Raw genomic sequence first — 7,666 nt, forward strand, 5'->3', positions numbered from 1 at the left:
GCGGGAGCAAGCTCCCTCGCCACGGGGATTGAGTATGGCCTCAATTGTTTTTGGGCAGTTCAATCACGAACCGCGTCCAGCCATCGGCCGATTCGCAGCGGATGTCCCCCCCATGGGCGCGGATGATCGAGCGGGTGATGGCCAGCCCAAGTCCTGCATGTTCGCTGCTGCCTTCCTGGCGGGACGGGTCGGCGCGATAAAAACGGTCGAACAGGCGCGGTAGCAGATCCGCTGAAACGCCTTCGCCGCTGTTCTCCACGCACATGCTCACTCCTTGACCCACATCGACAATCCGCACGCGCACTTCGCCGCCACTGGGGGTGAAGCGCAGGGCATTGTCCAACAGGTTGGAAAGGGCCCTGCGCAGCATGTTGCGGTCGCCCTCGAAGAGGCTTTCGCCGTCGCGACCCAAGCGTACGTTGGCGTCTTCGGCCAGGGGCGCGAAGAAGTCCAGCAACACATCCACTTCCTCGGCCAATTGCAGCGATTCGCGATGAAGCGCCAGCAGACCATGATCAGCCTTGGCCAGGTACAGCATGTCGTTGACCAGTTGCGCCATCCACTGCAGTTCTTCGAGATTGCCGTGCAATGCCTCGCGATAGTCTTCCAGCGAACGCTCGCGGGTGAGGGTGACCTGGGTGTGGGTCAGCAGGTTGGACAGCGGCGTGCGCAGTTCATGGGCGATGTCGGCGGAGAACGCAGAGAGGCGTTGAAACGCATCGTCCAGGCGACCGAGCATGTCGTTGATGCTGCGGGCCAGTTCCGCCAGTTCGACGGGCATATGCTCTTCCGGCAGCCGGGCATTGAGGGAGCGGGCCGAAACGCTGCTGGCGATTGCGCCCATGCGTCGCAAGGGGCGCAGGCCACGGCGGGCTGCCCAGGCACCGAGCAGGGCAGTGGCCAGTGCCGAGAGGCCGACGGTCAGCCAGATCAGCCGCTGCATGCGTTGCAGAAAGTGTTGGTGATGGGTGATGTTCAGCAACAGGGTCAGTTGCGGTGAGTCGGTGCGATCGGAATACAGCGGCGCGTTCAGCACTCGATAGTCATTGTCGGCATCGCGCAGCGTGTACAGGCCGGGACGTTCCGGAAGTTCGCGCGGCGCCGGGATCGGGCTGCCATGCCACTGGGTACTGTTGCTGTCCCTGATGCGCAAGGTCAGGTCCGCCTGGCGGCTCAACTCATCGTCCAGGCGCACCTGGGGATCATGGCCGTGGGTGTCTTGCACGGCGCGCCGTACGCCGATCAGTTGGGTTTCGAGCAGTTGTCGGTCCAGCTCCACGAAGTGCGCCTCGCTGCCGCGGCTGAACAACACGCCCGCGAATAGCGACACGACGGCGGTGCAGGCGGCGAAGAGCAGCGCCAGCCGATTGCTCAGTGACCACCGGCTCATAGGCTGCGCTCTTCAAGGACATAGCCCATGCCGCGCACGGTGTGGATCAGCTTGTTGGGAAACTCGTCGTCAACCTTGAGCCGCAAGCGGCGGATCGCCACCTCGATGACGTTGGTGTCACTGTCGAAATTCATGTCCCAGACTTGCGAGGCAATCAGCGACTTTGGCAGTACCTCGCCCTGGCGCCGCAGCAGCATTTCCAGCAAGGCGAACTCCTTTGCAGTCAAATCGATGCGTCGGCCGCTGCGCTCAACGCGACGCCGAATCAGGTCCAGGCGCAGGTCCGCCAGTTGCAGGCTGGTTTCCTGGGGCGTCGAGCTGCCACGGCGCAACAGGCTGCGCACCCGGGCCAGCAGTTCGGAAAAGGCAAAGGGCTTGACCAGGTAATCATCGGCGCCCAGTTCCAGGCCATGCACGCGGTCCTGTACCGCATCGCGCGCGGTGAGAAACAGGACCGGCGTGTCCAGGCCGGCTCCGCGCACGGCTTGCAGGATTTGCCAGCCATCGCGACCGGGCAGCATCACGTCGAGAATCAGCAGTGCGTATTCATCGCTCAGGGCCAATTGCTGGCCGGTGATGCCGTCGGCCACCAGGTCGGCGTTGAACCCGGCTTCGCTCAAGCCTTGGCGCAGGTACTGGCCGGTTTTCAGTTGGTCTTCGACAATCAGCAGTTTCATGGGCGGCTCGAGGCGGTGTTTGAACGAGGGCGTTATACCGTGGTGCATGGGCAGGTGGGCCAACCTGACAAACTTGTAATGCAAATGTCAGTCAACTGGCAGTCGCGCCTGCTTAGAGTCTTCGACAAGTTGAACCTTATCTTGCTGGAGTATGAACATGTTGAGGGTAAATCGCCTGGTGCTAGCCGCCTCTGTGCTGGCGTTGAGTGTGTCGTCCTGGGCGTCGCCGGGCTATTTTGATTTCGGCCAGCCCGCGCCGGCAGCCGAGGCCAGCCGCAGCATTGAAGTGGTGATGGGCGACATGTCGTTCAATCCCAAGGCGCTGGACATCAAGGCCGGCGAAACGGTGCGCTTTGTATTGATCAACAAAGGCCAGTTGTTGCACGAATTCAACCTGGGCGATGGGGCGATGCACGCCGAGCACCAGCAGGAGATGCTCAAGATGCAACAAGACGGCATGTTGTCTCCAACCGGAATGGCATCGGGCATGGACCATGCCGCCATGGGACACGGGGATAAGGGCGGGATGAGTCACGACGACCCCAACAGCGTGCTGGTGCAGCCGGGCAAGACCGGTGAATTGACCTGGACGTTCACCAAGGCCACTCGCCTGGAGTTCGCCTGCAATGTGCCCGGGCATTATCAAGCCGGGATGAAAGGCGACCTGACAGTCAGTCAGTAAGCGCTCAAGGCGGTGGCAAAGGCTGGTAGAATCCGCTGATTCTTCAGTCAGGTTTCCGTCATGCATCCCGCAGCCGAACATTCGCCGCTGGGCAAATCCAGCGAATACATCGCTACGTACACGCCGTCACTGCTATTCCCGATCCCGCGCACCGCAAAGTGGGCGGAGTTGGGCCTGACGGCCGAGACCCTGCCGTACAAAGGCGTGGACTTCTGGAATTGCTTCGAATTGTCGTGGCTGTTGCCGTCCGGCAAGCCAGTGGTGGCCATCGGTGAGTTCGCTATCCCGGCGGATTCGCCGAACATCATCGAATCCAAGTCCTTCAAGCTGTACCTGAACTCGTTGAACCAGACGCCGTTCGCCGACACCGCGAGCCTGGAAGCCACCCTGCGCGTGGACTTGTCGAACGCTGCTGGCAAGCCAGTGGGCGTGCGGATCCGCAGCCTCAAGGATGTGGAAAGCGAAGGCGTCGTGGCGCTGCCCGGCGTATGCATTGACGAGTTGGATATCAATGTCGACTCCTACGAGCATCCGCGTCCGGAGCTGCTGCGTTGTGATGACTCGCGCATCGTCGAGGAGAGCCTGCACAGCCATCTGCTCAAGTCCAACTGTCCGGTGACCAGCCAGCCGGACTGGGGCAGTGTGGCGGTGGAGTACCGTGGTGCGGCACTGGATCATGCCAGTTTGCTGGCCTATATCGTCAGCTTCCGCCAGCACTCGGATTTCCATGAGCAGTGCGTAGAGCGGATCTTCCTCGACCTGCAACGCTTGCTCAAACCGGAGAAATTGACTGTGTACGCGCGGTATGTGCGGCGGGGTGGGCTGGATATCAATCCGTATCGCAGCACTGAAGAGGTGACGTTGCCGAACCATCGCCTGGTCCGTCAATAATCGCCCTTGTGGGAGCGGGCTTGCTCCCATAGGGGATTGCATTTCGGATCGCGGACATTGAAAAGCCCTGCTGGCGATAGCAGGGCTTTTTACTGTTTGAAGGTCAGATCCCCATGCTGCCCAAAGTATTGACGATATTGCGCAGTGTTCCGGCGATAGTGGGATGCTCCACTTCAAATCGCTCTACAGCCAGGTTCACCCCGTCGACCAGATTGTTGTCCTGAAGGTGATTTTCCAGTTCGATCTGGGATTCGATCTGCGCCATCAACTCGTGCAGATGTTCGCGCTCTGGCTCAGACAGCGGCGGGTTCTGGTCCAATTGCTCGCGCAGTGTGTTGAGCTGTTCTTGCAAGTCGCGGGCAGGCATTGGCGTACTCCCTTTATTGATAGGCACTGCCATGGACCGCGACGCAGCGTCAAAAGTCCATGGCCTGCCTTAAGAGTAATCCACACTCACGCGCCCTGCATGATCCCGGTCAGGGCTTCTCGCCTTTTAGCCTGCGCAGGCTGATGTCGGCGAGGCAGGTGTCGAGTTCGCCCAGATGATCGATCACCGAATGCACCCCCAGGCCGAACAATTGCACCGTCGCCTTGGCTCGCTTGATCTCCCGGTCCTGTTGGCTCAAGGTCTGCCACTCGGCGGGCGACAGGCCACACAAAGAGCCGCAGGAGGCCAATCCGATGGTCCATAAGCCGGCGTTGAGCCCTGATTGCAGCAGCCTCGGCTCGCCGCTAACCAATACGCAACCGTCCAGTTGCTGAACATCCAGCGCCATCAGCGCTTGCCAAACGGCATGCGGCGCAGGCCAAGGATTATTTGTTGCAGGAAGTTGCGGTGCTTTGATGAACCCAGGCAATGCGGTTGCCAGTCGATGACTGGTGGTGGGAGGCAGCTCGTCGAGCCAAGCGCAGGGAATATCCAGGTGTTGCAAGTGTTGCAGGCTTTCCAGGGCGCCGGGTGTCGGTTGGGCGTGGTCCGCGGGCGTCGCCCCCGGCTGGCGAATGCGCGACCCGAAATCCACCAGGCATCCACTCAGGCCGAACAGTACGGCGGTAAGACTCGGAGCGGGGAGGGGCAGGGCTTCGGCGCGCGGCATGGGAACGTCCTTGAAATAACTCGCAGCCTAACGGGCCGCGATGACAGTCCGGTGACAGGAAAATGAAGGCCGCACGTTGTGGAATCTTCCTACAGGAGCGTCTTTTTCAATGCTGCCTATCTGCGCGTTCCGTCTTATACTAACGGTCTCACCGCCTGGGCTCGGCGCCCTTGCCTGTTTAATCCAAGGAGTTTTTCCCTATGCGCTGGAGCCCTCGTCTAGCTCAGCTATGTCTTTGCGCCAGCGTCCTGCTGGTGCCGTTCGCCACCCAGGCCGCCACGGAAGAAGACCCTTGGGAAAGCATCAACCGTCCCATCTTCACCTTCAACGACACCGTTGATACCTACGCGCTCAAGCCGCTCGCCCAAGGTTATCAATACGTGACGCCGCAATTCCTCGAGGACGGCATCCACAACATGTTCCGCAACATAGGCGATGTGGGCAACCTGGCCAACAACGTGCTGCAAGCCAAGCCGGCGGCCGCCGGGGTCGACACCGCCCGATTGATCTTCAACACCACCTTCGGCCTGCTGGGCTTCTTTGATGTAGGCACCAAAATGGGCCTGCAGCGCAGCGATGAAGATTTTGGCCAGACCCTGGGCTATTGGGGGCTGGGCAGCGGGCCATACGTGATGCTGCCGTTGTTGGGGCCAAGCACCCTGCGTGATGCGCCGGCCAAGCTGGTGGACAGCTACGCCACGCCTTATCCCTACATCGATAACGTTTCGGTGCGCAATTCGATCTGGGGCCTGAATATTGTCGATACGCGCGCCAGCCTGTTGTCTGCGGAAAAATTGGTGAGCGGCGACAAATACGTCTTCATTCGCAATGCGTTCCTGCAGAACCGCGAATTCAAGGTCAAGGATGGCCAGGTAGAAGATGATTTCTGATTGAGTTCCGTGAAACTGGAAGGCGGCCCGAAAGGCCGTCTTCTTAGCATCGACGTGATGTTTGAGCGGGTTTGGTCCTTCCATTGAGTTACGCTTCGCTCGGTTCTTATAACTCTCTGTACTTTGACAAATGACGACGGCAAGCGGCTGTCTGCATGAGCTTGAAACGCCCCGCGGATGGGAGTACCGTCTGCGCCTTAGAAGGGCACCTCTGATGTAACTGTGCGTAGGGCAACGGCCTGAAACCGGTACGACAGAGAGGCTAGAAAGCGAATCCAGTAGTGCGCGCCAGGCTCGATTGCCCAGCCCGCTACGCCAACCTAATTCTGGCGCCGTTTGCCCACATGCCAAAAACCAGTGCCACGCTGCTGATAATCGATGATGACGAAGTGGTGCGAGCCAGTCTCGCGGCCTACTTGGAAGACAGTGGTTTCAGCGTCTTGCAGGCCAGTAACGGCCAACAGGGTCTTCAGGTATTCGAGCATGAGAAGCCCGACCTGGTCATCTGCGACCTGCGCATGCCGCAGATGGGCGGACTCGAACTCATTCGCCAAGTCACCGAGATTTCCTCGCAGACACCGGTAATCGTGGTGTCGGGCGCGGGCGTCATGAATGACGCGGTCGAGGCCTTGCGCCTGGGCGCGGCGGATTACCTGATCAAGCCCCTTGAAGACCTCGCGGTGCTCGAACATTCGGTGCGTCGCGCCTTGGACCGTTCACGCCTGTTGGTGGAAAACCAGCGCTACCGCGAAAAGCTGGAGACGGCCAACCGTGAGCTCGAAGCCAGCCTGAACCTGCTGCAGGAAGACCAGAATGCCGGGCGCCAGGTGCAGATGAACATGCTGCCGGTCAGCCCCTGGACCGTCGACGATTTCCGGTTTGCCCACCAGATCATCCCGTCGTTGTACCTGTCGGGCGATTTCGTGGACTATTTCCGCGTCGACGAGCGACGAGTGGCGTTCTACCTGGCGGACGTTTCCGGCCACGGCGCTTCGTCGGCATTCGTGACGGTACTGCTCAAATTCATGACCACGCGCCTGTTGTTCGAATCCAAGCGCAACGGTACGTTGCCGGAATTCAAGCCTTCGGAAGTCCTTGGGCATATCAACCGGGGCCTGATCAGTTGTAAGCTGGGCAAACACGTCACGATGGTCGGTGGAGTCATCGACGAGGAGACTGGTTTGTTGACGTATAGCATCGGCGGTCACCTGCCGTTGCCTGTGTTGTATACACCTGACAGTGTTCGTTACCTGGAAGGACGTGGTTTGCCGGTAGGCCTGTTCAACGAGGCCACCTATGAAGACCACATTCTGGAACTGCCGCCGACGTTCAGCCTGACGCTGATGTCTGATGGCATTCTGGACCTTTTGTCAGAACCTACACTCAAAGAGAAAGAAGCAGCCTTGCCTGAACGGGTAAGTGCGGCGGGCGGCAGCCTGGAAGGCCTGCGGCAAGTGTTTGGATTAGCCACGCTAGGGGAGATGCCGGATGATATCGCCCTGTTAGTGTTGAGCAGGAACCTTTGATGAGTACCGGTAGAATCCAGTTCGCCGAGCAGGACGGCACCTTTGTCCTGAAGTTTGTCGGTGAAGTGCGCCTGACCTTGTGTTCGGCGCTGGATGCGACAATCGAGAAGATCTTCACCGCGCTGAATTTCAACGCCATCGTGATCGACCTGACCGAAACCCGCAGCATCGACAGCACCACTTTGGGCCTGCTGGCCAAGCTGTCGATCCTGTCGCGGCAAAAGGTCGGCCTGTTGCCGACTGTCGTCACCACCCATAACGACATTACCCGTCTTCTCCAATCGATGGGCTTCGACCAGGTGTTCAACATCGTCGGCGATCCGGTACCGTGTCCGGAATGCCTTGACGACCTGCCTGATCAGGACCAGTCCGAAGAAGACGTACGGATCAAGGTGCTTGAAGCCCACAAGATCCTCATGGGGCTGAACGATTCCAATCGCGAAGCGTTCCATGACCTGGTGAATGCGCTGGAGCGGCCTTGATTCTTGAGCGTGTGTAGACCGAACTGACGCT

9 protein-coding genes are annotated in these 7,666 nt (G+C 59.7%); 5 read left to right on the forward strand and 4 right to left on the reverse strand.

What is annotated here, in order from left to right:
• Positions 1 to 40 precede the first annotated feature (40 nt).
• Positions 41 to 1,390 (reverse strand): heavy metal sensor histidine kinase, encoded by a 1,350-nt coding sequence (locus OC610_RS16850; protein ID WP_264429194.1) that lies wholly within the window; start codon positions 1,388 to 1,390, stop codon positions 41 to 43.
• Complete coding sequence (locus OC610_RS16855; RefSeq protein WP_030139969.1) at positions 1,387 to 2,067, reverse strand: heavy metal response regulator transcription factor; 681 nt, start codon at positions 2,065 to 2,067, stop codon at positions 1,387 to 1,389. The genes OC610_RS16850 and OC610_RS16855 overlap by 4 nt, the downstream gene beginning before the upstream one ends.
• A 157-nt stretch (positions 2,068 to 2,224) precedes the next feature.
• On the opposite strand from OC610_RS16855, the gene copI reads away from it, so the two are divergent.
• Both copI and queF read left to right on the forward strand, forming a co-directional pair.
• Positions 2,225 to 2,749, forward strand: coding sequence for a copper-resistant cuproprotein CopI (copI, locus tag OC610_RS16860; RefSeq protein WP_264429195.1), 525 nt, complete (start codon positions 2,225 to 2,227; stop codon positions 2,747 to 2,749).
• 60 nt (positions 2,750 to 2,809) lie between these two features.
• Positions 2,810 to 3,640 carry an NADPH-dependent 7-cyano-7-deazaguanine reductase QueF gene (queF, locus tag OC610_RS16865; RefSeq protein WP_264429196.1) on the forward strand — a complete coding sequence of 277 codons (831 nt, stop codon included), beginning with the start codon at positions 2,810 to 2,812 and terminating at the stop codon, positions 3,638 to 3,640.
• 103 nt (positions 3,641 to 3,743) lie between these two features.
• Here queF and OC610_RS16870 read toward each other — a convergent pair whose 3' ends face one another.
• Together OC610_RS16870 and OC610_RS16875 are read right to left on the reverse strand one after the other, a co-directional pair.
• Positions 3,744 to 4,007: a DUF4404 family protein gene (locus OC610_RS16870; protein WP_181286892.1), complete on the reverse strand. Its 264-nt coding sequence runs from the start codon at positions 4,005 to 4,007 to the stop codon at positions 3,744 to 3,746.
• 109 nt (positions 4,008 to 4,116) lie between these two features.
• Complete coding sequence (locus OC610_RS16875) at positions 4,117 to 4,737, reverse strand: HAD family phosphatase (RefSeq protein WP_264429198.1); 621 nt, start codon at positions 4,735 to 4,737, stop codon at positions 4,117 to 4,119.
• A 200-nt stretch (positions 4,738 to 4,937) separates the two neighbouring features.
• Between OC610_RS16875 and OC610_RS16880 the strand changes: the two genes are divergently transcribed.
• The 3 genes from OC610_RS16880 (at position 4,938) to rssC (ending at position 7,635) form a co-directional block, all read left to right on the forward strand.
• Complete coding sequence (locus OC610_RS16880) at positions 4,938 to 5,627, forward strand: MlaA family lipoprotein (RefSeq protein WP_264429200.1); 690 nt, start codon at positions 4,938 to 4,940, stop codon at positions 5,625 to 5,627.
• A 344-nt stretch (positions 5,628 to 5,971) separates the two neighbouring features.
• On the forward strand, positions 5,972 to 7,153 hold the full coding sequence (rssB, locus tag OC610_RS16885; RefSeq protein WP_264429201.1) for a two-component system response regulator RssB: 1,182 nt from the start codon (positions 5,972 to 5,974) through the stop codon (positions 7,151 to 7,153).
• Positions 7,153 to 7,635, forward strand: a complete 483-nt coding sequence (rssC, locus tag OC610_RS16890; protein WP_264429202.1) for an anti-sigma factor antagonist RssC — start codon at positions 7,153 to 7,155, stop codon at positions 7,633 to 7,635. The genes rssB and rssC overlap by 1 nt, the downstream gene beginning before the upstream one ends.
• The last annotated feature ends 31 nt before the right edge of the window (positions 7,636 to 7,666 follow it).

Source organism: Pseudomonas agronomica (genome assembly GCF_025917275.1).
In the GTDB taxonomy this organism is placed as follows: domain Bacteria; phylum Pseudomonadota; class Gammaproteobacteria; order Pseudomonadales; family Pseudomonadaceae; genus Aquipseudomonas; species Aquipseudomonas agronomica.

Bases quoted from the DNA above. Each gene is read 5' to 3' on its own strand.
- rssB (WP_264429201.1), top strand. From the start codon at position 5,972: ATGCCAAAAACCAGTGCCACGCTGCTGATAATCGATGATGACGAAGTG.
- queF (WP_264429196.1), top strand. From the start codon at position 2,810: ATGCATCCCGCAGCCGAACATTCGCCGCTGGGCAAATCCAGCGAATAC.
- OC610_RS16855 (WP_030139969.1), bottom strand. From the start codon at position 2,067: ATGAAACTGCTGATTGTCGAAGACCAACTGAAAACCGGCCAGTACCTG.
- OC610_RS16870 (WP_181286892.1), bottom strand. From the start codon at position 4,007: ATGCCTGCCCGCGACTTGCAAGAACAGCTCAACACACTGCGCGAGCAA.
- copI (WP_264429195.1), top strand. From the start codon at position 2,225: ATGTTGAGGGTAAATCGCCTGGTGCTAGCCGCCTCTGTGCTGGCGTTG.
- rssC (WP_264429202.1), top strand. From the start codon at position 7,153: ATGAGTACCGGTAGAATCCAGTTCGCCGAGCAGGACGGCACCTTTGTC.
- OC610_RS16875 (WP_264429198.1), bottom strand. From the start codon at position 4,737: ATGCCGCGCGCCGAAGCCCTGCCCCTCCCCGCTCCGAGTCTTACCGCC.
- OC610_RS16850 (WP_264429194.1), bottom strand. From the start codon at position 1,390: ATGAGCCGGTGGTCACTGAGCAATCGGCTGGCGCTGCTCTTCGCCGCC.
- OC610_RS16880 (WP_264429200.1), top strand. From the start codon at position 4,938: ATGCGCTGGAGCCCTCGTCTAGCTCAGCTATGTCTTTGCGCCAGCGTC.